The following is a 22,070-nucleotide window of genomic DNA, read 5'->3' as shown; positions in this document are numbered from 1 at the left end:
CTGTTGTGTTTCTGTCGGGGTTTCGCCGTCCCGTTTTCAGTCTATCGACGCTGGTGGTGTATCGTTGTGACGCGTCTTTTTTGCGAGTTGGTCGTTTTTTTTACACACGTATTCTTATTGAATGCCCGAAGCCCTCAGGTGTTCGCGGGCCAGCTGAACACGTTTGCGCACCGCGCAGTTGCTTAAGCCCAGGGCTGCTGCAATCTCGTCATAGGTGCGGTCCTGGACACAGCGCATCAAAAGCGGCTTGCGCAGTTTTTCCTGCATCTCAAGAAGGGCCGCTTCCAGCTGATCCAGTTTTTCACCAGCGAGATATGATTCCTCGGGGCTTGGTGTGATCGGGGCTGTCATCGGGGATGCCGGTGTGTCAGCCGCCCCATGGGTTTCTTCGCGGTATTCCGCCTTGCGCCGGTTTTGCCTGTGCAAATCAATGCAGGCGTTATGGACAATGCGCGATAACCAGGCGCGATGGTTGCGGATTTCATCCATGGATTCTTCGAATTTGGTCGATGCCTTGACCATGGCCTCGGACAACGCATCTTGCGCATCATCCATATTGCCTGACATCAGTTTCAGGCATTGCTTCAAAAGCGTGTCTTGCTGATCAATCCACAGCGGCCAGAAATTCGGTGCCGCCGGGCCCAAATCGGCATCCGTTTGCGGATGGGTTTGCGGCGTGGATTGCGAGGGGGAATATTGTCCGTCATCGGGGGAATTTGGTGTCCCCGGTGCCGTAGGTGTTTGCGGGACCGGCACATGTGGCACCGGTTGGCGCAATGTCGTGCTTTCTGCCCCCGGCACCAGACCACGCAGGATATCAAGCGGGTCGGTTGGTGTGCCGCCAGGCGTGCCAAGCGCACCGGCAATGATGTCTTCGGGGCTCGGGCCGCTCCGCGATGGTTCAAGACCCGGGAAGCCTGCCAGCGGGTTGAAGTCTGCCGGGTAACCGGGCGGCGGGCTGTATCGTTGCTGGCCCTGGTCTGTTGCCGTGCCGGGATTTGCGGTTGCGGCGGGGCGGGTGTCTGCCGGTTTTGCCGGTTTTATCACTGGTGCCATCGATTGCATGATGGCGCGTGCATCAAGGGCGCTACTTGCCGGGGGCGTCAATCTGTCGTGACCGGACTTTTGATCGGCTTCTTGATCTCCGGGGTCGTCGGCCGCGGCAAGCTTTGCCAGATAATCCTCGGCAATGCGCGCCCTTTGTTCGGGTTTTAACCGGGACCAGATTGACGTCACCTTGTCATCATCACCCAACGCCAGCGACAGGCTTTGTTCAAGACTTTTGGCAAAGCTGATCTCGGCTTCTGTCAGGGTTGCCTCATCCTGCGGACTGTTCTTTTCGTTCTGCACTATGGACCCCTCCGGTTGATTGAATGCAACCATAGGCTGATTAAGTTTTGCGGTAATCATTATGACGTAGCCGCAAAAGAATTGTGAATAAAAGTTTCTATACATCCTATAGTTGTGTTTTCGTGCGCAACGGCGCAGCCGTCGCGATGCGGGCTGAGGATAGGTTGGGGACAGATCGTCGCGCTTTGATGCGCTTGTTATTGCCGTTTCTGTTCCGGGCGATGCCCGGTTGCAGACATCAAGCTAGGTCTTTTTGCCGGATGTCTTTTGCTGGGGCGCGGGACCTGAAGATTGGGGGTTTTGTTCCTTTTTCGGATCCCTTGGCGGGAAGGCTTCGGCAAGGGCGGTTTCCACCTTCTCGGACAAGGCCTGCATGCGCAAGTCAATCTCGCGTGCAATGATGTTGCGGATTTCATTTGCGATATCGAACATGACCTGCTGGCCGTTCTGCATATTTGGATCCGATGCCATATGCGGTGCCCCTTGTTGTGCCGCCTGAGGATGTGGGTTGGCTTGCCCTGTTTGCTGGCTGCCGATTGCGGGCTGCGGGGCCTGTGCGCCGGATTTCACGTTTTCGGCATGATTGGAAATGGTCTGCTTTTGATCAAGAACCTGGGCGCGGGCCCGTTCGGCGGCTTGCGCCATGGCCTGCTGGGTTGCCAGATATTCCTGATTGAACGCCTTCCGGACCGCATCCTTGCGATCACTTGCCGTGGTTACATCGTTTTGCGCCTGCCCAGACATCAGGTGCCTCCTTTGCTGCTACCAGTGCTGCCAGAGTTGTCACTGTTGTCACTGTTGTCACTATTGCCGTTCTTGCCTTTGCTTGCGCCCGATGACGATTTGGCATTGCTGCTGCTGGTTTTGCTGCTGTCGCTGCTGTCGGTTTCACCATCATCGCCCGGATCGGATGTTTTTGCCGCTGCGCCAGATTTCGCCGGCGTGGGTGTGGGCGCAGCTTTTGCGGTTGCTGCTGTCGACGCCGCTGCTGGTGTTGGTGCGCTTGTGTCTGCATCAAGCATAAAGGCCGGTGGGATGAACCCGTATTTTTCAAGATCGGCTGCATCCGGATCGGTTGGCAGGCCGGTCAGCCCGGTTTCAAGCCGTCCTCTGCTATCAGAGATCATGCTGGCAGCCCGGCAGGCCGATTGATCATGCTGCGCATTGCAGCTCAGGATCGCGGTTGGGGTGCTGGTTCTGGCCTGTGTCATCAGCTGGGCGGTAACGTCAAAGCTGGTCTCGGCTTCATAGCGCACCAGAACAACAAGACCGGCCCCCTTGTCGCCTTCGCTGGGCGGGGTGATCTGCACCCAGAACGGGATGCTGGAATTGGGGGCGACCATCACATTGCCCGCTACGATCGGGCTTGGCAGGGTGCCGACATATTCCAGATGGATCGGTACCGGCGCACGATCAGCAAAGATCAGGCGGATCAACGCCACATCCGGGGTTGCTTCACTCCCCGTCGCGCCAACCGTCTGTTCAAGATGGATGGCATGCGGTGCGCCGCCATAAATCGGCACTTCGGACATCTGGGGGGCAGCGCCATTGGCATCGATTGCATCAAACAGGAGCGCGCGTAATTGTGACGGGGCTGCGTTCGGTGCCGTGACAGAAAGTTCGGACTGCGCATCTGTCGATGCGCCGACATGCAAGGACCATTTACACAAGGATTTTGGCACATCCGGTGCCAGCATTTTCGCAGAAATGGCTGTTTGCGCACTGGTCTTGGTCGGCGACAGGGGATAGCCCTGTTCCATGCTGATTGCCCAGTCGGGCGTATCGGCGGTGGTGTCTGCCTTGCCCTGAAGGGTCGGCATGGCGGTGCGGAACATGTCATCGCGGATGACGGGGCCGGTCATGTCGGTTGTGCTGCCGTCCGCATGGATCGTGGTCACACCCCATTGCGCGTCCGCGGTGTTGCCCGGGGGATTGGTGGCAGCCGAACCACTATCAGTACTGTACCAAGGGTCCATGTTTTCAAGCGGGCCAGTGTAACCTTCCGTCGGCGCACTTGAGGTTGGCGATGACGTCCCGCCATCAAGCAGATAACGCTGAATGATCTGGAACGCGGTTTCCATTGGCTGTTGCTGTTGTGACGGCTGAGCCGGGTTGCCCGATGTGGCTTGCTCAAAGCCCGGCAGGCCAAAATCCCGGCAAAGGGCTGCCATCATGTCCACGGCGGCCTGTTCGGAACTGATCGCGTCCGGGCCTTCGGTTGGTTCGCGCAGATTGTTTTCAGCGTCTGCCGCACCGGCCTCTGATGACGGTTGCCCGGTATCGGAATTGTCGCTGGATTTGGTCGAAGCCTTGGCTGGTTTGGGCGCGTCACTATCGGTCATGCCTGCACTCCCCAATGGTGTCTTGCAACACTCAAAAGGGCCGCCATCATGCCGCCCCTGATCTGCAAGAAGTTATAATGGTTCCTTGCAAACAGACGGGGTGGGGAGTGGAATGTGAAAAGATCACGCCGAAATTGCATCGCGCGAAGTCACAAATCAGGGCCAGAAAACACAAAACCCGCCAAAGATGCAGCAGGCTGCGTCTTGGCGGGTCTTTGTTTTACAAAATGGTGCTGGTGATAGGATTTGAACCTACGACCTACGCATTACGAATGCGCCGCTCTACCAGCTGAGCTACACCAGCACGATTCATTTTGTGGCGCGGAAAATACGGACAATCACCCGCCTTGGCAAGAGGTTTGTTGTTCTTTTTGCCAACAAGTGCCGGACTTTCAGCCATGCCCTGTAATCAGGACAGAGACACACAATATCACATTGACCATGCTGTGATTATCCGGCTTAGATGTGCGCGATCAAAATTCATGTGCGGGGGCAAATCATGTGTCGTTGGCTGAGCTATATCGGGGATCCGGTTTATCTGGAAAAGCTGGTCTTTGAGCCGCGCCATTCGCTGGTCGAACAAAGCCTGCACGCTGAACAGGCCAAAACGCCGACCAATGGCGATGGCTTTGGCCTTGGCTGGTATGACGAACGCCCGACACCGGGGCTTTATCGCGAAATTCTGCCCGCCTGGAATGACCCGAACCTGCGATCACTTGCCCATCATATCCGGTCCGGCCTGTTCTTTGCCCATGTTCGCGCATCCACTGGCACCCATACCAGCCGCACCAACTGCCACCCGTTTTCCAACGGCCAGTATCTTTTCATGCATAACGGCCAGATTGGCGATTACCCGCTGGTGCGCCGATCCCTGGAAATGATGATCGAAGACGAATTTTACGAAGGCCGACAGGGCTCAACCGATAGCGAGCTGATCTTTTGCCTGATGCTGACGCTCGGCCTGCGCGATGACCCGCACCGCGCCATTCGCCGCACGATCGAGGTTGTCGAAAATGAAATGAGGGTACGCGGTGCGACCTCTCCGTTCCGTTTCACCGCCTGCCTGTCCAACGGCAAAAGCGTCTGCGCCATTCGTCATGCCAGCGACGACAAGCCGCCATCACTTTACTGGCGCAAACGCGATGATCACGTGATTGTCGTCTCCGAGCCGCTCGATACCGAAAGCGACAGCTGGAAGGCGGTTGCACCCAACCATACCCTGCATGTCGAAGGTGATCTGACCATCAGCGAAGAAGCAACGCTTGTTTGCTGATTAAGACACAACAACAATCTGACTGCGCGCCTTGACCAATGCGCGTTGCAGGGCGTCACTTGGTGCGGTGTTGAGCAACACAGTCTGAAAATCGCTGGCGTGGCCGTCGCGGCAGAGTGCCTTGCGGCCAACTTTTTTCTCATCGATCATCAGGATGGCGTGATCGCAGCACGATACCAGTGCGCGACGGGCGCGGACTTCATCCATGTTGAAGTCGAGCAAATCCCCTTCGTCACTCATCCCGCCAACACTGACAATCCCGAAATCGGCGCGCATGCTGCCGAAAAAGTCGGCACTGTCCGCGCCGATGATATCCAGATCACGGGTCCGTACGGTGCCACCGGCAAGGCGGAGCGTGACATTGGGCGCGTTTTGCAGCGCCATCACAACATGCAGATTGTTGGTTAACACCGTTAAGTTGCGATGCGATGCCAGATGCTGGGCGGCGATTTCGGCCGTGGTGCCGGTGCCAATCGCGATCGTGCAGCCTTCCGGGATCAGATCAGCCACCTTTGCGGCAATTGCCATCTTGCCGGTGCGGTTCCAGACTTCGCGTTTTTCATAGGCCGAGTTATCCGGATCGGGTGCCGGGCCCGCCAGACCATGACGGCGAAACACGCGCCCCTGTTCATGCAGGTCGCGCAAATCGGTGCGGATGGTCTGGACCGAGACGTTAAACCGGCGTGCCAGTTCCTCGACCGCCATAAAGCCGGTCGATTTGACAAGGGCGACGATGCGGTCGCGTCGGCGGTCAAGGGGCACTGCATCAGACGTTTTAGTCACGGCTTTTCTTTCGTTCGAAAGTTGTTATTTCGCTTGTGATCTGAGTATAGACAGGCCGAAACGCCGCTGCATAGCCCGGTTTTCCTATTGAAACATTTAATTCTTGGTGTTGTCACACAACTGAAATCGAAATCCCGATAGCTTCCGGATCGAAACATTTTCGAACGAAACCTTCTTTTCGATCTATAGGGATGCCGATCATGCGTAACGTTCTTCTTGCTGCGGTTGCCTCTGCCGCGATGATGCTGCCGGTTGTTGGGCAGGCTGCTGAAAAGCTGGTTCTTTATACCAGCCAGCCGAACAAGGATGCCCAGACCACTGTTGATGCCTTTATGGCTGCCAACCCGGAAATTGAAGTTGAGTGGGTCCGTGACGGCACCACCAAACTGATGGCGAAACTGCGTGCGGAGATCGCCGCTGGCGACCCGCGCCCGGATGTTCTTCTGATTGCCGATACCGTGACCCTTGAAGGTCTCAAGCAGGAAGGTCTGTTGCAGGCCTATAAATCGGGCGAGGCAAGTGCCTATGAAGATGGTCTTTATGATGGTGAAGGCTATTACTATTCGACCAAGCTGATCACCAGCGGCATCGTCTATAACACCGCCGTCAAAGCCCCGACATCGTGGAAAGATCTTGCTGATCCGGCGGTGAAAAACCAGATCGCAATGCCAAGCCCGCTTTATTCCGGTGCGGCCCTTATTCACCTCTCCACCCTGACCGAGAACAAGGATCTTGGCTGGGATTACTATCAGGCCCTGGCCGCCAACGAAGCACGCGCCAAGGGTGGTAATGGCGGTACCTTCAAGGCAGTTGCATCGGGTGAAAAGCCCTATGGCGTGGTTGTCGACTTCCTTGCCATCCGTGGCAAGGCCGATGGATCGCCGGTTGATTTCGTCTTCCCGTCTGAAGGTGTGACCTATGTGACCGAGCCGGTCGCGATCATGAAAGACGCCAAGAACGTTGATGCCGCGCACAAGTTCGTTGATTTCCTTCTGTCCGAACAGGGTCAGGAACTGGTGCTTGATATGGGCTACATCCCGGCCCGTAACGACATGGCGCTTCCGGCCGGTTTCCCGGCACGCAGCGAGATCAAGTTGATGGACTTCAATCCGGCCATCGCGCTGGAACAGGCCGAAGCCAACAAACAGAAATTCGCAGACATGTTCGGGGCTGAATAATGCAGGCTACAGGTCGCCTTCGCGGCGTTCTGCCTGGCATAATCGCCAAACCAAATGGCAACCGGTCTTCGGACCGGTTGCTGATTTGGTTGGTGGTGCCGGTATTTATTATTTCGATTTTGCCGATCCTGCGCCTTGGGTTTGAAGGTGTGATGGTCGGTGGTGTGCCTTCGTTTGATTATTTTCAGGATGTGCTGGGCAATTCATCAACCTGGCGGGCCACGGCAAACAGCCTTTATACCGCCGGTCTTGGGACGATTATCTCCCTTTTGATCGGGGGCGCCTTTGCCTTTTTGGTCGCACTGACCGATATCCGCGCCAAGGCGGCATTGGTGTTCTGTTTCATGATCCCGATGATGATCCCGCCACAGATCACGGCGCTTAGTTGGGTGCAATTGACCGGACCCAGCAGTGCGCTTTTAAACGCCATTGGCATGGCCCCACCGCTGGGATCGCCCCAACCGCTTTATTCCGCAGAAGGCATCGCCCTGTTGCTGGGAATTCAGCATGCCTCCATCGTGTTTCTGACGCTGCGCGCAAACCTGCGCATGTTGCCGCGCGAACAGATCGAAGCCGCCCGTCTGGCGGGGGCACGCGGCGGGCGTTTGTGGTGGCAGATCATTTTGCCGCTGACCAGTCCGGGCCTGATTGCCGGTACGGCCATGGCCTTTGTTACCGCGCTTGGCAACTTTGGCATTCCGGCGATGCTGGGCATTCCGGCAGGCTATCAGACGCTGCCGACATTAATTTATCAAAAGCTTGCCGGGTTTGGTCCGTCGGTTCTGGGCGAGGTTTCCGTGCTTGCCATGCTGATCGGGGCGATTGCGATTTGTGGGGTCGCGCTGCATCACCGTTTGCTGTCCAAACGTGACTATCGCCTGATGGGGATGGTCGGGCGTCCTTTGGACGTGAAACTCGGCGCGCGTCGGGGCTTGGTGGAAATGGCCCTTTGGGCCGTGTTGGTTGCCATTCTGGTTATTCCGCTTCTAGCACTCTTTACCACCGCACTGGTGCCGGCCTTTGGCGTCAAGCTGACCTTTGCCAATGCGACGTTCGAGGCGTTCCACGAAGTCATGTTCGTGCAGCCATCGACCATTCGCGCGTTTCAGAACAGCTTTGTTCTGTCCGTGGGGGCGGCCATCACGCTTGTTCTGATCTGCCTGCCGCTGGCCTATGTGATGGTGCGCAGGCCTTCGAACCTGACCAAGCTGATCAATCTTCTGGTCGAGGTGCCCTATGCCTTGCCCGGCGTGGTTTTGGCGATTGCCTGCATCCTTCTGTTTATCCGCATTCCGCTGATTGATGTCAGTTTGTATGGCACGCTTGCGATCATTTTCGTCGCGTACCTCGCACGTTTTCTGGTGATTGCGCTGCGTCCGGTGATGAACAGCTTTACCCAGCTTGACCCCGCCCTTGAAGAAGCCGCCCAGGCCTGTGGGGCAGGGCTGGCGCGCCGCTTGCGCGATATCCTGCTGCCGCTTGCCGCACCTTCGGCTGCGGCCGGGGCGCTTTTGGTTTTCCTGACCGCCTTTAACGAACTGACCGTTTCGGCCCTTCTGTGGTCGGCCGGGAACGAGACGTTGGGCGTTCTGATTTTCAATCTTGATGACAGTGGCGACACCGTTCTGGCTTCGGCCGTGGCGGTTCTGGTCGTGCTGGTGGTGATCGCGCTGATGAGCTGTTTTCAGCTTGCCGCGCGTCGTTTGCCCAAAGGAGTTGTACCGTGGCAGACATAAATCTTTCGCGCATTACCAAATGCTTTGGCGATTATCGGGCGGTCAATCAGGTCTCGCTTGATATTGCCGATGGGGAATTCGTGGCTCTGCTGGGCCCGTCCGGCTGTGGCAAGACAACACTTCTAAGGTTGCTCGCCGGGTTCGAAGAACCCGATCACGGCCAGATTTCACTCGGCGGTCAGATCATGGCAAGTCCTGAAAAAAACATCATGATCAGTCCCGAAGGCCGCAATCTTGGCATCGTGTTTCAGTCCTATGCCCTGTGGCCGCATATGACAGTCGCGCGCAATGTTGGCTATCCGCTTGAGGTGCGCGGGCTCAGCCGGACCGATCAGGATCGCAAGATTGCCGAGGCACTCGATATCGTCGCCCTTGGTCCCTATGCCAATCGCAGTCCGTCGGAACTATCAGGCGGGCAGCGTCAACGTGTGGCATTGGCGCGCTGCCTTGTCATGGAGCCGCGGGCGGTGTTGCTTGATGAACCGTTGGCCAACCTTGATGTGCATTTACGTGAAACCATGCAGCAGGCGTTTCTTGATTTCCATCGCCGTACCGGGGCGACGATGATTTACGTCACCCATGACCAGTCCGAAGCCATGGCAATGGCGGATCGGATTGCGGTGATGGACAAGGGCCATATTCGCCAGATGGCAGCGCCTGAAACGCTTTATCGTGAACCGGCCGATCTGATGGTGGCGGGCTTTGTTGGGGCGGGGGCGGTCCTGCCGGTGCAAGGTGTTACGCTCGGAAGTAACGGTAATTGCTCCGTCCAGTTGGGGCAAAACAGCATTACCGCGCGCATCTGCCCGAAACTGGCCGATGGCCTTACCACTGCCAATGCCGGTCTTTGCCTGCGGCCAGAAGACGTCTGGGTCACGGATGATGCGCCGTTGCGCGGTCAGGTCGATGATTGCGTCTATCTCGGCGGGCGGTTTCGCCTGTCGGTCCGGATTGGCGCGGATCATACCTTGCCGGTTTATGCCAACCGCCGTGCCCGGATCGGGGAGCAAGTCGGACTTCAGGTCAATGACGGCTGGGTGTTTGACCGCATGTCGGGTGAGGCCGCCTGATGTCAGCCCGTATGCGTGTTCTTTCCGGTCTTGGCGAAAAAGGCCCGGCCTGTTTGCGACTGGAATTCTTTAACCGGCGTTGGTTGCTTGATTGCGGGGTAGGTCCCGAAAGTGATCAGGGATTTGATCCGGCGTGGCTCAATAAAGTTAACGCTGTTTTCATTACCCATGACCATATCGACCATATCGGGGCGGCGGGCGAAATCGTTGATGCCGGTTTGCCGATCTATTGCACCGAGGTTACAGCGCGTTCCCTTCCCAAGGGTGCCAATGTCATCCCGCTGCCACCCTTTGGGGAAATTCAGGTGGATGGCGTGACCGTGACGACCGGACGCACCGGTCATTCATTTGGCGGGGTGTGGCTGCATTTCGAACTGGGGGGCGGGGTGCTGTATTCTGGCGATTTCTGTCAGGAATCCGATTATTTCCTCTATGACACGCCACCAGATGCCGCCACCGTGTTGCTTGATGCGTCCTATGGCATGGAACAACTGACCCAGCAGGTCCGCATTGATAGCCTTTTGACCACCATGACCAAGCTGGATGGGCAAATCCTGTTTCCCGTGCCGCCCAGTGGCCGGGCTGCAGAAATGGCTTTGTTGTTTGAACGTCATGGCCTGACCGACTGGTCGATGGATGATCGTTGTTATGGGCAGGTCAAACAGGTGCTTGATGCCCATGGATCGGATTACGTTGCAAGTGACGCCATTCGTCAGTTGCGCAGCCTTAAGGACAAGGCCAAGCATTTCAATCCGAATGCACGCTTGCTGCTGTGTCATGCGCCATGCGCAACCTTTGGCAAGGCACGCGAACTGATTGATCAATGGCAGGATGCCGGTCGCATGGGGGCAAGTGCGCATGTGATCTTTACCGGTTTCATGCCGATTGAGGCCCGCAAGATGGTCGAAAAGGGCCATGCCCATTTCCGGCGCTGGAATGTGCACCCGCTGGCAAGCCACGTCATCGACCTTGCCAATCAATGCCATGCGATGCAGGTCGTGCCCTTATTCACCAGCCGGCCAGAGGATTTTGGGCTTGTCGACGGGTTTGACGGGCGGCTACAGCTTGCAGATCGGTTCTATTTGTAATGCATGCGTTCTCCAACAAAGGTGATGTCTGGTCATGATCTATGCCGCTGAAAAGTTCGATTTTCCCAAACTGCCGTTTGTCTTCATCCGGCACGGGGAAACCGATGCCAACCGGGCAGGCATCATTGCCGGGTCAAATGAACCGCCACTGAATGAAACCGGGCGCGAACAGGCGGTGGCGATTGCGCCACTAATGGCGATGACGAAATGGCGGGCGGTCTATGTCAGCCCGCAGGACCGGGCACGCACGACGGCCAATCTTGTGCTGCCCGATTATGACGCCAAGGTGCTTGATGGCCTGCGTGAACGCCACTGGGGCGATCTGGAAGGTCGCCCGATCTCCGAACTTTGCCCGCGCTTTGACACGCCCCCCAATGGCGAGGGGTTTGATGCCATGTGCCAACGCGTGTCCTTTGCCATGCAACAGGCATTGGCCGAGGTCAGTGATGACCTGACTGTGATCGTTGCCCATTCCGGTGTGGCGCGCTGCATTCTTTACATGACCGGGTTCGAGGCCGATGGCCCGCGTGTGCCCAACGCCACCCCGATCCTGTTCCGCCCGATGGAAATCGGCTGGGAGTATGAAAATTTGACCGAAAACCTGATCAAGGAGATTTCTGCGTGACTGAACCCAAAGCCCGTGATGCGCGTGATGCAGTCGTGTTTGATATGGATGGCACGCTGGCGCATTTTGATGCCGATGCTTTGGGGCATCTGGTTCATGGTGTGGAAAAACAGTGGGATGCGTTCTTTGACGCCATGGACCACGCCAAACCGATTGAAAATATCGAGAAACTGTTGCGCATCCTGCATGCATCCGGCCATGCGATCCTGATCTGTTCAGGCCGTCCGGCTGGTTGGCAACACCGATCAGAAGCCTGGCTGCGCGCGCATGATATCCCGTTTGATGGCATGTATCTGCGCCCCATGGATGCCGATCACCGCACCGACGAGGAGGTCAAGGAAGACCTTCTGGCCAAGATCATCGAGGATGGCTTTAACCCGTGGCTGGTGGTCGATGATCGCAGACGGGTGGTCGATAAATGGCGCGATATGGGGCTGACTTGCCTGCAATGTGCGCCCGGTGATTTTTGAGTGTGATTTCTAATCATCATACAAATAAAAAGACCGGCTTCGCGCCGGTCTTTTTTGTCTGTTTATTCGAACAGATGGCGGTATTCGCCATACCCTTCGGCCTCAAGATCCTCGATCGCAACAAAGCGAAGAGATGCCGAGTTGATGCAATAACGCAATCCACCGCGATCCTTCGGGCCATCGGGGAAGACGTGACCAAGGTGGCTGTCGCCATGTTTGGATCGGACTTCAATCCGGCGCATGCCGTGCGTATTGTCTTCCTTGGCGACGATATGTTCGGACTGAACCGGCTTTACAAAGCTTGGCCAGCCACAGCCGCTATCGAATTTGTCGCGCGAGGTAAAAAGTGGCTCGCCCGAGACAATATCGACATAAAGCCCGTCTTCCTTATGGTCCCAGAAATCATTGCGAAACGGCGGTTCGGTGCCGCTTTCCTGTGTCACATAATATTGTTCGGGCGACAGGTCGCGGATAGCATCCGGGTCTTTGTGATATTTGCTCATATTTCGTCACTTAGCCTTCTGAACTTCGGTTTGGCGATTTCCTGTTTGCAAAGATGGTTGGAATATCGCTGTTGTCCAGTGACTTCACACCGAAGTGACATCAAAGGTTGATTTGGCCAGCTCTGATACTTAGCCTTGGCACCAGGGCTGACGTTTGGTTTTGCCGTCATAGGGGCGGGCAAGGCCGTTTTCGATCAGCTCAAGATCAAGCGGACTGCCATCAATCTTTACAGACGCCACCACACGCCCGCCATAGCGGCCCCATTCCGGTTCGCAGAACTGCACCGATGTCGCAGACTTCAGGCGTTGACGGGCATAGTCGCGCGCCTTTTGGGCGAGTTGCTTTTCACTGTCGCATTGGCCGCGCATTTCAGGCGTGTCGACCCCGCGTACCCGCACCGACATATTGGCGATTTCATCCGGCAGGCCGGGAATGGCGACATAGATCGTGTCGCCGTCATAGGCATAATTGCCGCGATATTCGCGCAGTGGCCAGTCATAGCAGGCGGCAATGGCCGGCAGGCTGGTGATCATCGTTACTGCGGCCGTGCATGCCATGACGGCATGTTTGGCAAATCGGGATGTGGGCTGGCTTAAAGGCATCATGGGGCGTTTATCTTAAAGTTTGAGGCGGGCAAGGATCTGGGCGGCGCGTTGTTCGACCGGGCCTTTGCGAATTTCGACCAGTTCATAGCCGCATTCATGATAGGTCCGGCACAGCACGACATATGTTCTGACGGCCTCGGAGAAGCTTTGTGTGCGCGCCGTATCGTTTTTGTAGATTTCTGACCAGGGCGGCAGGACAAACGCCACCCGGTGATAGCGATAGGTATTGATCGCGCGGATCAGATCGGGATTTTCCGGAAGGCCGCTTAGTCTTCGGTGCGCAAGGGTGTCGGGCAGGCCCCGATCACAGAAAACCGTGCGTGGATGATTTTGGATGTCTTCCTGCCAGGCCCGGATGGAGCGTCGGAACATCAGCCCGGCATAGGCATCATTATCCTCCCACGGCAGGGCGGTGCCGCCGCGTTCAAGCTGCTCTTCGATGATCGCACGCGCCACCTCGGGGCTGGTGTCAAAGCCCCGGTCATCAAGATGGTTGATCAATGTGGTTTTGCCCGTACCGGGACCGCCGGTAAGGACAACAAGGTTGGACGTTATGGGTGTTTGCATTCGTGTTCGTGTCTCCGCAAGCACGCCGTTCTGGTCGGGCTTTGCGGCAAGGGGATGGCAATATTGTTGTTGGTTTTGGGTAGTGGCGAGATCTGTATGATCTGTGCAAGACGCGCTTTTACCGGCTTGGCAGGGCAAGTCAACGGCAAAGAAAATGCGGTGCTGCTTGGTTGTCGGGGATTAGACGCAGCCTTCGATCAATGTGATTGCATCGCTGCCAGCATGAATGGCGATGACGGTGCCGTTTTCATCAATCTCAAACCGGATGCCGTGCGTTTTGGCGTCATCCTGCCACCAGGTGACATAGCGCCCGTCCGGGCCAAGATATTCGTTTTCTTCCTCGATCAAGGTTTGACCGGCAAAGGCGGCATACACGTCTTCCTTGGTCGATCCGATGGAAAGGCCATTGCGGGTGCGCACGAGGCTTGTGGCAACATCATGCTCGTCACCATAAAGCGATACCCGGGCAAGTTTGCCATCAAGAACCATGTAGCCCAGTCCGGACGGATCCAGATCGCGTTGCAGATAGGTGCAGCTTTCATCATCGCCGGCAATAAAGGTATCAAGGTTCGGGCCGATCACATCGCGCAGTTCATCATCGCTCATGCCGATTGTGGCCGGGCCATAGCCCAGTTCAGACAGGTTGGCGATGCCCGTGGCAATGGCATCGGTAATGACAAGGTCAATGATCGCTGTACTGCCGTCATGGCGGATTTTGCGCGGTGTGACGGTCTGGTGAAGATGGACTTGGGGCCAGCCGTTGCCGGCAATCCAGTCATCGGGGAAAAGCAGGTTGCTTTGCGGTTGCAGGCACAGAAGGTCGGCCTTTTTCAAAACATCCTTGTGGCGCGCCTTAAGCACAAGCGGAATATCCATGCAGATGGTTTGCGGGACATCTTCCATCCAGCTGACCGGGACGCCCGGACCATCGCAATTCTCGGGATCGGGATGGAGTTCGCAATAGGACGGAACGATATTGTCCATAACGAAATCAAGCCGCATCGGACCTTTTCCCGCCGAAAACACAAGGGTTTCAAGTGCTTCTTCGTTCGGGTCCAGCCACTGAAAATGATTGATCGCCCATGCTGTGCTGGCACGCATGTCCATGACCGCAAAGGCGGCCGGGCGGTCCATATCGGACATTTCCGCCGTGCTGTCATCGGTCGCACTGGCGTGCGCACCTGTTGCGATCAGGGGCGAGACGGCGACGAACAGGGCGCTGAGAAATCGAAGGCTTGCGGGCATGTTTTACTCTCGGTCACAACATGTCTTGTTTTGTCTCAGAAGCTTACGCCAGTTTTGGAGAGCTTCACAGTGCAAATAATTGCATGACGATCAGGCTAGCCATGCGGTTTTTCGATGCGTGCAAGGATATGATCGGAAACCAGTTGTGCCGAGGGTGAAAGCCGATGGCCGCGTGCGGTGATCAGACTATAGGGTTTGATTTCAATCGCGCCATCAAAGGGCAGTTCGGTAATCAGCCCGCCACTGGTCAGAAGGGTTGTGACTTCCTCGGCCATTGGGGCAATGGCGTTGGTGTCGGCAAGGGTCGCTAGCGTCACCAGAAGGGACGCGGAATTCAAACTCGAATGCGGCAAGGGCAGGTGGCGTGAAATAAACACATCCTCGATCGTACGACGCATCAGGTTGCCGGGCGGTGGCAAGATCCATTCGAACTGGGCAAGGCGGGCAAGGGTGATCGGCTTGTTGCTTTCAAGCAGCGGATGACCGGTCCGCACCATCAGGCGGATTTTCTCGCTCCTGATTTCGCGGATGTTAAACAGGCGCGGGTCCATATCCTCGGGCACGCGGCCAATGACAAAGTCATGATCACCCGCCAGCAAATCCTTGATCAGCAAATGCGACGGCCCAACCCCCACATGGGCCTCAAGCAACGAGTTGACGGCCTGAACGCTTCGGATGGCGGGCACGACCAGTTCAACGGCCGCTGCGGTCACAGCGCCAATGAAGACAGTGCCGCCACCATGTTTGATATCCTCGATCTCGCGTTCGGCTTCGCGTATTTCAATCAGCATACTGCGCGCGCGTCTGGCAAGGGCGCGTCCGGCATTGGTCATCTCGATCCCGCGCGCACTGCGGACACATAACCGCGCCTCAAGGATGGTTTCCATCTCAGACAATAGTCTAGAGGCCGCCGGTTGGGATGTCTTGAGCATGTCAGCCGCCAGACTGATCTGACCGGTCTCTTCCATCGCGACAATCATGCGCAGGTGACTAAGCTTAAGCCCCCTCTGAAACAGGTTCCCAGAGCGGAAAAGCAGGGATTTCGCAGAACTGAGCGGGAGCAGATTGGATGTCTTGGCCATAATGGATTCCTCCGGTATGGCGTGATTTTAGTATATCAATTTTGATATGCAAGTTTCGAAAATGTTTATTTGATTGTTATGTAGGGCGTCTGAATAATGGCGCCGTGTCCTTTGGGAAATAGGATGCAATATCAATTGAAAACAAAGACACGACGTATGCAGGTCACGAATGCCTGTGAAAGTCGGGCGTAAAGAATAATGGCATGTATGCCGTGTCTTTTAGGGAGGATAGCTATGAAACGTCTCGGTGCCGTAATGGCAGGGGTCGCCTTTGGCGCGGCCGCAATGATGAGCCCGATGATTTCCGGCGGTTACGCCCATGCCGATGAAAAAGGCTATGTCGGGATCGCAATGCCCACCAAATCTTCGGCACGTTGGATTTCCGACGGAAATTCCATGGTCGAGCAGTTTGAAGCTGCCGGCTACAAAACCGATCTTCAGTACGCAGAAGACGATATTCCCAACCAGCTGTCCCAGATCGAAAACATGATCGTTAAGGGCGTCGACGTCCTTGTGATCGCGGCGATTGACGGTACCACGCTTTCGAATGCGCTGGAAAACGCAGCAGCAGCAGGCATCAAGGTTTTCGCCTATGACCGCCTGATCGTTGAAAGCCCGAATGTGGATTATTATTCCACCTTCGATAACTTCCAGGTCGGCGTCCAGCAGGCCACCTCGCTGGTTGATGGCCTGATTGCATCGGGTGAGCCGCCCTATAATGTTGAACTGTTCGGCGGTTCGCCGGATGATAACAACGCGTATTTCTTCTATAACGGTGCGATGTCGATCCTGCAGCCGCTGATCGACGAGGGAACCATCGTGATCAAATCCGGCCAGATGGGCATGGACACGGTCGGTACCCTGCGTTGGGATGGTGCGGTTGCCCAGGCCCGTATGGATAACCTTCTTTCAGCACATTACACCGATGAAGAAGTCGATGGTGTTCTGTCGCCCTATGACGGGCTGTCGATTGGTATCCTCTCCTCGCTTAAAGGCGTTGGTTACGGTTCCGGCGATATGAAAATGCCGATCGTTACCGGTCAGGATGCTGAACTGCCGTCGGTCAAGTCGATCCTGGCTGGTGAACAGTATTCCACCATCTTCAAGGATACCCGTGAACTTGCACGTGTAACCGTCTCGATGGTGGACAGTGTCCTTGCAGGCGAAAAGCCGACCATCAACGACACCAGCACTTACGACAACGGTGTGAAGGTTGTTCCTTCCTACCTGCTTGAGCCGATCATGGTTGATAAATCCAATTGGGAAGAAATCCTTATTGGTTCAGGCTATTACACCAAAGACGAAGTGCAATAAGCGCTTAGGCATTGAAGGTCCCGGCGTTTGCGCCGGGGCCGCTTTTCTTAAGGTTTCTAGGGCAAATCGCCCGACTGGTTTCCAGGAAAACAAAGACCAAAGCAGACGAAGACGCCGTTGCAGTGTCAATGGCAGTGGGAGGACCGGATGGATACCATCCTGGAAATGAAGAACATCACCAAGACCTTTCCGGGTGTGAAGGCACTGGATGATGTCAGCCTCAAAGTTGAACGCGGGGAAATCCACGCGCTTTGTGGCGAAAACGGTGCAGGTAAATCCACCCTGATGAAGGTGCTGAGCGGTGTTTATCCGCACGGAACCTATGAAGGTGACATCCTTTACGATGGCGGGGTGCAGGAATTCAAGGATATCCGCGACAGTGAAGAACGCGGGATCATCATTATTCACCAGGAACTGGCACTTGTGCCGTTGCTGTCGATTGCCGAAAACATTTTTCTCGGCAACGAAATCAGCGAAAATGGCGTGATCAACTGGCCTGCGACCTTTGCGCGCACCGGTGAGTTGCTGTCAAAAGTCGGTTTGAAAGAAAACCCGGCGACGTTGGTCACCAATATCGGGGTTGGCAAACAGCAACTGGTCGAAATCGCCAAGGCGCTTTCGAAAAAAGTGAAGCTGCTGATCCTTGATGAGCCGACTGCGAGCTTGCAGGAAAATGACAGCCAGAAGCTGCTCGACCTGTTGCTGGAATTCAAGGCGCAGGGCATTACCTCGATCCTGATTTCGCACAAGCTTAATGAAATCAACCGGGTGGCAGACCGCATCACGGTTATTCGCGATGGCAAGGCGATCTCGACCCTTGATGCGCGCGGTGGCAACATCACCGAAGACCATATCGTCAAGGACATGGTCGGGCGCGATATGGCGCACCGCTATCCGGAACGCACGCCAAGTATCGGTTCAGGCAAGTTGATGGAAGTCCGCAACTGGTCGGCAACCCATCCGCTGCATCCCGAACGCAAGGTCGTTGATAATGTCAGCATTGATGTTGCGGCCGGTGAAGTTGTCGGTATTGCGGGCCTGATGGGCGCTGGTCGGACCGAACTTGCCATGAGCATCTTTGGTCAGTCCTATGGCACAGATATTTCCGGTGAAGTCCTGATCAATGGCACGCCGGTCGATGTATCGACCGTGGAAAAGGCAATTGCATCGGGACTGGCCTATGTCACCGAAGACCGCAAGGAAATGGGTCTGATCCTTGAAGAAAGCATCACGACCAACATTACGCTGGCGAACTTGCCGGGTGTTTCGGAAAACGGTGTTCTCAATGACGGCGCGGAACGATCCGTTGCCGAGGAATATCGGGAAAAAATCAACATTCGAACCCCCAATGTCGCACAGAAGGTGATGAACCTTTCGGGCGGCAACCAGCAGAAAGTCGTTTTGTCAAAATGGCTGTTTGCTGCACCCGAAGTGCTCATTCTTGATGAGCCGACGCGCGGCATCGATGTCGGGGCGAAATACGAGATTTATACGATTATCAACCAACTGGCAGCCGACGGTAAGGGGGTCATCATGATCTCGTCGGAAATGCCGGAGCTTCTGGGCATGTGCGATCGCATCTACGTCATGAACGAAGGTGAGATCAAAGGACAGCTTGCGGCAAAAGACGCAAGCCAGGAAGCAATCATGCGCATGATCCTGAAAGGCTGAGGAACAGACAATGACGGATACTGAAACCAAATCAATCGGCTACTATCTGCGCACCCACATTCGTGAATACGGCATGGTTGTTGCGCTGGTTGCCATTCTGGCCTTCTTCCAGGTTCTGACAGACGGCATCATGCTCAAGCCGGTCAACCTGACCAACCTGTTCCTGCAAAACAGCTACATCATCATCATGGCTGTTGGCATGTTGCTGGTGATTGTTGGCGGCAATATTGACCTTTCGGTCGGCTCTGTCGTTGGCTTCATCGGTGCGCTGGCCGCCGTGATGATCGTCAATTGGGACTTGCCAACCGTTCTGGTCGTGCCGGTCTGCCTGATTGCCGGGGCCATCATTGGTGCGGCCCAAGGGTATTGGGTGGCCTATTGGCGCATTCCGTCCTTTATTGTGACGCTGGCGGGGATGCTGGTGTTCAAGGGCTTGACGCTAGCACTTCTGGGCGGGGCGTCGGTTGGTCCGTTCCCCGACAGCTTCCAGGCGATGTCGTCGGGCTTTATCCCGGACTTCTTTGGTGGCCTGATCGAAGGACGCTTTAACGTCTTTTCGATGACGCTGGGTGTGGTTCTGGCGGCATTGCTGCCGATCCTTGGTCTGCGTTCGCGCGCCAAGCAGGAAAAGTTTGCCGCGGTCGAAGAACCGATGGCCGTATTTGTCATCAAACATGCGGTGGCGGGGATTGCGATCCTGTTTGTGACCTATCTGCTGTCGACCTATCGCGGATTGCCAAACATTCTGGTGATCATGGCGGTTCTGATTGCGATCTTTACCTTCATCACCAACAGCACCACTTTGGGCCGTCGTATCTATGCGCTCGGTGGGAATGAAAAAGCCGCCAAGCTTTCGGGCATCAATACCAAACGCCTGACCTTCTTCACATTCGCCAATATGGGCATGTTGGCCGCCCTTGCCGGGCTGGTCTTTGCCGCCCGTCTGAATACGGCAACGCCAAAGGCCGGTCTTGCGTTTGAGCTTGACGTTATTGCCGCTGTCTTTATTGGTGGCGCGTCGATGTCAGGCGGTGTTGGCAAGGTCATTGGTGCCGTCGTTGGCGCATTGATCATGGGTGTCATGAATAACGGGATGTCGATTATCGGTGTCGGTATTGACTGGCAGCAGGTGATCAAGGGCCTCGTGCTTTTGGCGGCTGTGATCCTCGACGTCTACAACAAAAACAAGGCGTAACAACACGATGACGCGGAACGATACGCATCGGGGTCACACCAACCGGTTTCACCATAATTGGTTTATGGCGCCGGTTGCTGATGCGTGTCGTTCAAAGTCCTGTGTGCGGCCATCCCAACCGCACATCACCGGATCCGTCACGATAATAAGTCAAAAAGGAAAACGGGCATGACGAAGTTCAAACCGGCACCCTGGCCGCGTACCCTCCGCTCGCAAGAGGGATGGTTCGGCGGAACCAGCAAGGACAATATCTATCACCGCAGCTGGATGAAGAACCAGGGCTTGCCATCGGATCTGTTTGACGGACGTCCGGTGATCGGCATTTGTAATACCTGGTCGGAACTGACCCCGTGTAATGCCCATTTGCGCGATCTGGCCGAACGCGTCAAACACGGCATCTACGAGGCCGGTGGGCTCCCGCTTGAATTCCCGGTTTTTTCAACCGGTGAAAGTACGCTGCGCCCGACCGCGATGATGTTCCGTAACCTAGCTTCGATGGATGTCGAGGAAATGTTGCGCGGAACCCCGCTTGATGGCGTTGTCCTGATGGTCGGCTGCGATAAAACAACCCCGTCGCTTCTGATGGGGGCGGCCAGTGTTGATATCCCGGCAATCGTCGTTACCGGTGGCCCGATGCTTAATGGCAAATGGCGCGGTGAGGATATCGGATCAGGCACATCGCTTTGGCAGCTTTCCGAGGACCGCAAGGCCGGCAAGATCAGCACCGAAGATTTCCTTGAAGCTGAAATTGCCATGTCGCGGTCGCCGGGCTCGTGCAACACCATGGGTACCGCATCGACCATGGCCAGCATGGCCGAGGCGCTTGGCATGGCGCTTTCAGGCAATGCGGCCATTCCGGCCGTCGACAGCCGCCGTCGCGTGATGGCGCACATTACCGGTCGCCGTATCGTTCAGATGGTCAAGGATGACCTGAAACCGTCTGATGTTATGACCAAGGAAGCGTTCGAGAACGCCATTCGGGTCAACGGCGCAATCGGTGGTTCGACCAACGCGGTTATTCACTTGCTTGCCATTGCCGGACGTGTTGGCATCGATCTGTCGCTTGATGACTGGGATCGGTTGGGCCGTGATATCCCGACGATTGTCAATTTGCAGCCGTCTGGTGACTACCTGATGGAGGAATTCTTCTATTCCGGTGGTCTGCCTGTGGTGATCAAGGCGCTGGCCGAGGCTGGCAAGCTTCATAACGATGCCCTGACCGTATCGGGTGAAACCATGTGGGAACAGGTCAAGGATGTCCGCAACTGGAACGAAGATGTTATTCGTCCGTTTGAAAAGGCCCTGACCGCCAGTGGTGGCATCGCCGTTGTCAAAGGCAACCTCGCACCAAATGGTGCGGTCCTGAAACCATCGGCCGCAACCCCGGAACTTCTGACCCATCGTGGGCGGGCTGTGGTGTTTGAAGACATCGATGATTACAAGGCCAAGATCTATGACGAGGACCTTGATATCGATGAAACCTGCATCATGGTTCTGAAAAACTGCGGCCCGAAAGGTTATCCGGGCATGGCAGAGGTCGGCAATATGGGCCTGCCGCCCAAGGTGCTGCGTAAAGGCATCACCGACATGGTCCGTATTTCAGATGCCCGCATGAGCGGCACGGCATACGGCACGGTGGTTCTTCATACCTCGCCCGAGGCCGCGGCAGGTGGGCCGTTGGCCGTCGTTAAGAATGGCGACATGATCGAACTTGATGTCCCCAACCGTCGCCTGCATCTCGATATCAGTGATGAAGAGCTGGCCCAGCGCCTGAAAGACTGGAAAAACAGCGTTCCGGTCCCGGAAAGCGGCTATGCCTCGCTCTATTACAAATCGGTCATTGGTGCAGATCGCGGGGCCGACTTCGACTTCCTCGTCGGTCATCGCGGCAAGGCAATTCCGAAGGACAGTCACTGATTGATCCTGCCGGGATTTGATTTCCGATCACATGTCGCTGGGGGGTGACATGTGA

20 protein-coding genes and 1 tRNA gene are annotated in these 22,070 nt (G+C 56.0%); 11 read left to right on the top strand and 10 right to left on the bottom strand.

Features of this window, described 5'->3' with window-relative positions:
- Positions 1-114 precede the first annotated feature (114 nt).
- The 4 genes from AUQ41_RS10640 to AUQ41_RS10625 form a co-directional block, all read right to left on the bottom strand.
- The gene (locus tag AUQ41_RS10640; RefSeq protein ID WP_063088404.1) at positions 115-1,350 is read right to left on the bottom strand and encodes an RNA polymerase sigma factor; all 1,236 of its coding nucleotides are present in this window, start codon (positions 1,348-1,350) and stop codon (positions 115-117) included.
- A gap of 243 nt (positions 1,351-1,593) precedes the next feature.
- The gene (locus tag AUQ41_RS10635) at positions 1,594-2,094 is read right to left on the bottom strand and encodes a hypothetical protein (RefSeq protein WP_063088403.1); all 501 of its coding nucleotides are present in this window, start codon (positions 2,092-2,094) and stop codon (positions 1,594-1,596) included.
- Positions 2,094-3,692: a hypothetical protein gene (locus AUQ41_RS10630; protein WP_063088402.1), complete on the bottom strand. Its 1,599-nt coding sequence runs from the start codon at positions 3,690-3,692 to the stop codon at positions 2,094-2,096. Before AUQ41_RS10630 ends, AUQ41_RS10635 begins: the two co-directional genes overlap by 1 nt.
- A gap of 228 nt (positions 3,693-3,920) precedes the next feature.
- Positions 3,921-3,996 (bottom strand) — tRNA-Thr (locus tag AUQ41_RS10625).
- Positions 3,997-4,191: 195 nt separating this feature from the next.
- On the opposite strand from AUQ41_RS10625, the gene AUQ41_RS10620 reads away from it, so the two are divergent.
- Positions 4,192-4,965 (top strand): class II glutamine amidotransferase, encoded by a 774-nt coding sequence (locus tag AUQ41_RS10620; RefSeq protein ID WP_063088490.1) that lies wholly within the window; start codon positions 4,192-4,194, stop codon positions 4,963-4,965.
- On the opposite strand, the gene AUQ41_RS10615 is transcribed toward AUQ41_RS10620, so the two are convergent.
- The gene (locus AUQ41_RS10615) at positions 4,966-5,748 is read right to left on the bottom strand and encodes a DeoR/GlpR family DNA-binding transcription regulator (RefSeq protein WP_063088401.1); all 783 of its coding nucleotides are present in this window, start codon (positions 5,746-5,748) and stop codon (positions 4,966-4,968) included.
- Between the two features lie 200 nt (positions 5,749-5,948).
- Here AUQ41_RS10615 and AUQ41_RS10610 point away from each other — a divergent pair, with 200 nt between their 5' ends.
- Genes AUQ41_RS10610 through AUQ41_RS10585 form a run of 6 tightly spaced genes read left to right on the top strand, consistent with a single transcriptional unit; the run spans position 5,949 to position 11,915 of the window.
- Positions 5,949-6,926: an ABC transporter substrate-binding protein gene (locus tag AUQ41_RS10610; RefSeq protein ID WP_198155629.1), complete on the top strand. Its 978-nt coding sequence runs from the start codon at positions 5,949-5,951 to the stop codon at positions 6,924-6,926.
- Positions 6,926-8,662 (top strand): iron ABC transporter permease, encoded by a 1,737-nt coding sequence (locus AUQ41_RS10605; RefSeq protein WP_063088400.1) that lies wholly within the window; start codon positions 6,926-6,928, stop codon positions 8,660-8,662. The genes AUQ41_RS10610 and AUQ41_RS10605 overlap by 1 nt, the downstream gene beginning before the upstream one ends.
- Positions 8,650-9,732, top strand: coding sequence for an ABC transporter ATP-binding protein (locus AUQ41_RS10600; protein WP_063088399.1), 1,083 nt, complete (start codon positions 8,650-8,652; stop codon positions 9,730-9,732). The genes AUQ41_RS10605 and AUQ41_RS10600 overlap by 13 nt, the downstream gene beginning before the upstream one ends.
- Positions 9,732-10,820: an MBL fold metallo-hydrolase gene (locus AUQ41_RS10595; RefSeq protein WP_063088398.1), complete on the top strand. Its 1,089-nt coding sequence runs from the start codon at positions 9,732-9,734 to the stop codon at positions 10,818-10,820. The genes AUQ41_RS10600 and AUQ41_RS10595 overlap by 1 nt, the downstream gene beginning before the upstream one ends.
- Before the next feature lie 34 nt (positions 10,821-10,854).
- Positions 10,855-11,445 (top strand): histidine phosphatase family protein, encoded by a 591-nt coding sequence (locus AUQ41_RS10590; RefSeq protein WP_063088397.1) that lies wholly within the window; start codon positions 10,855-10,857, stop codon positions 11,443-11,445.
- Entirely contained in the window at positions 11,442-11,915 is a 474-nt protein-coding gene (locus AUQ41_RS10585; protein WP_083952903.1) for an HAD family acid phosphatase, read from the top strand. Before AUQ41_RS10590 ends, AUQ41_RS10585 begins: the two co-directional genes overlap by 4 nt.
- Positions 11,916-11,977: 62 nt before the next feature.
- On the opposite strand, the gene msrB is transcribed toward AUQ41_RS10585, so the two are convergent.
- The 5 genes from msrB to AUQ41_RS10560 all read right to left on the bottom strand — a co-directional run bounded on the left by msrB (position 11,978) and on the right by AUQ41_RS10560 (position 15,918).
- Complete coding sequence (msrB, locus tag AUQ41_RS10580) at positions 11,978-12,418, bottom strand: peptide-methionine (R)-S-oxide reductase MsrB (protein WP_008890501.1); 441 nt, start codon at positions 12,416-12,418, stop codon at positions 11,978-11,980.
- A 129-nt stretch (positions 12,419-12,547) separates the two neighbouring features.
- On the bottom strand, positions 12,548-13,024 hold the full coding sequence (locus AUQ41_RS10575; RefSeq protein ID WP_232308367.1) for a thermonuclease family protein: 477 nt from the start codon (positions 13,022-13,024) through the stop codon (positions 12,548-12,550).
- Between the two features lie 12 nt (positions 13,025-13,036).
- Complete coding sequence (locus tag AUQ41_RS10570; RefSeq protein WP_063088396.1) at positions 13,037-13,591, bottom strand: AAA family ATPase; 555 nt, start codon at positions 13,589-13,591, stop codon at positions 13,037-13,039.
- A gap of 180 nt (positions 13,592-13,771) precedes the next feature.
- Entirely contained in the window at positions 13,772-14,836 is a 1,065-nt protein-coding gene (locus tag AUQ41_RS10565) for a hypothetical protein (RefSeq protein ID WP_063088395.1), read from the bottom strand.
- Between the two features lie 95 nt (positions 14,837-14,931).
- Positions 14,932-15,918, bottom strand: a complete 987-nt coding sequence (locus AUQ41_RS10560) for a LysR family transcriptional regulator (RefSeq protein ID WP_008890505.1) — start codon at positions 15,916-15,918, stop codon at positions 14,932-14,934.
- Between the two features lie 234 nt (positions 15,919-16,152).
- On the opposite strand from AUQ41_RS10560, the gene chvE reads away from it, so the two are divergent.
- The 4 genes from chvE (at position 16,153) to araD (ending at position 22,015) form a co-directional block, all read left to right on the top strand.
- Complete coding sequence (gene chvE, locus AUQ41_RS10555) at positions 16,153-17,232, top strand: multiple monosaccharide ABC transporter substrate-binding protein (RefSeq protein ID WP_063088394.1); 1,080 nt, start codon at positions 16,153-16,155, stop codon at positions 17,230-17,232.
- Positions 17,233-17,379: 147 nt separating this feature from the next.
- Entirely contained in the window at positions 17,380-18,903 is a 1,524-nt protein-coding gene (mmsA, locus tag AUQ41_RS10550; RefSeq protein ID WP_063088393.1) for a multiple monosaccharide ABC transporter ATP-binding protein, read from the top strand.
- A gap of 10 nt (positions 18,904-18,913) precedes the next feature.
- On the top strand, positions 18,914-20,098 hold the full coding sequence (gene mmsB / locus AUQ41_RS10545; RefSeq protein ID WP_008890508.1) for a multiple monosaccharide ABC transporter permease: 1,185 nt from the start codon (positions 18,914-18,916) through the stop codon (positions 20,096-20,098).
- Positions 20,099-20,266: 168 nt separating this feature from the next.
- Positions 20,267-22,015: an L-arabinonate dehydratase gene (gene araD / locus AUQ41_RS10540; protein ID WP_008890509.1), complete on the top strand. Its 1,749-nt coding sequence runs from the start codon at positions 20,267-20,269 to the stop codon at positions 22,013-22,015.
- Positions 22,016-22,070: the final 55 nt, after the last annotated feature.

It is taken from the genome of Thalassospira sp. MCCC 1A02898, from assembly GCF_001618185.1.
In the GTDB taxonomy this organism is placed as follows: Bacteria; Pseudomonadota; Alphaproteobacteria; order Rhodospirillales; family Thalassospiraceae; genus Thalassospira; species Thalassospira tepidiphila.
The sequence above is the reverse complement of the archived record's forward strand: the minus strand, read 5'-3'. Positions and strand labels throughout refer to the sequence as shown.